This is a genomic window from Candidatus Deferrimicrobiaceae bacterium, from assembly GCA_035256765.1.
GTDB lineage: Bacteria > Desulfobacterota > Deferrimicrobia > Deferrimicrobiales > Deferrimicrobiaceae > CSP1-8.
Window position 1 is genome coordinate 1 of the sequence record DATEXR010000157.1, and the last position, 1,391, is coordinate 1,391.

General features: G+C 66.8%; 1 protein-coding gene. It reads right to left on the minus strand.

The genetic code is table 11. The features are described from left to right. Nucleotides 1–247: 247 nt before the first annotated feature. On the minus strand, nucleotides 248–1,391 hold a 1,144-nt coding region (locus VJ307_05395; protein HJX73575.1), incomplete at its 5' end, for an aconitase family protein.

Here is a 1,391-nt window from a genome sequence, read left to right on the forward strand (position 1 = left end):
CAGTGGAGACAACGGGGGCACTGCTTCTCCGCCGAAGGCTTCTCTTTTTCCTCCTCGTCGAAGGCGTCATCGTCGTAGTATTTCCAGTCGTCGCGCGCCAACGGTTCCCCTTTCGGCGGAAGGGGGCCCTCCGGGGGCCGCCCGGTTTCTCCTTCATGATATCATCCCCGGCCCCTTATCCGCTTCCGAAAACGGGTCCCCTAAGCCCCACAGGAACGCGCCCGCATTGCGACCGCGCGGGGGCCGGTCAGAAGGCGCCCTTCTCCTTCGTGTAGGCCAGCCGCCCCCCGGCCAGGATGATGTCGACCTGCCGGCCGGTGAGCGCGTGCTTCGTCTCGAACTCGAACCCCTTCGTCACGTTCCTTACCTTGACCGTCTGCCCTTTCCCGATCGCCTCCCGGATGTTCGGGATCTCGATCTGATCGCCCTGGTCGATCCGGCCGCAGTCCGCCTCGTCGGCGAACAGGAGCGGGACGATGCCGAAGTTGATCAGGTTGGCCGAATGGATCCGCTCGAACGACTTGGTGATGACCGCGCGGACGCCCAGGTGGCTCGGGCAGATCGCCGCATGCTCCCGCGAGGAGCCCTGCCCGTAAGAGAGCCCGCCCACGACGATGTTGTGGACGCCCTTCGCCTTGTTCGCGAGCGCCCGCTTGCTGAACGTCGGGTCGATCCCCTCGAAGACGAACTCCGCGTACTTGCCGATGTTGGAACGGTATTTAAGCCTCGCCCCGGCGGGCATGATGTGGTCGGTGGTGATCTTGTCCCCCGTCTTCAGGGTCACCTCGCCCCGGATCGTCTCCGGCAGGGGGACGCTCTCCGGCGGGTTCCCGATGTTCGGCCCGCGGCGTACCGTGACCTTCGAGGGATCCTCCGCCGGGGGGAGCACCATCGAGTCGTCCACCAGGAATTTCTTCGGGACCTTCACGTCCGGGTACTCGATCCCGAACTCGCTTGCCACGTCCCGCGGGTCGGCCATCTCCCCTTTGAGCGCGCAGGCGGCGGCGGTCTCCGGGGAGACGAGGAAGATCCCGGCGTCCTTGGTCCCGGAGCGCCCCTCGAAGTTCCGGTTGTTGGTGCGGACCGAGACCCCGCCGGAAGGAGGGGCCTGCCCCGCCCCGATGCAGAAGCCGCAGGCCGTCTCGAGGATCCGGGCCCCGGAACTCACCAGGGTCGCGATGCTGCTCTCCTTCGCCGCCATCTGGAGGACCTGGCGCGAGCCGGGGGCGACCCCGAAGGAGACGTTCGGGCGGATCACCTTGCCGTTCAGGATCCTGGCCAGCGTCGTGATGTCCTTGTAGGAGGCGTTCGTGCACGACCCGACGAGGACCTGGTCGACCCTTTTGCCCGCGATGTCCTTCACGCGGGTGACGTTGTCGGGGCTGTGCGGC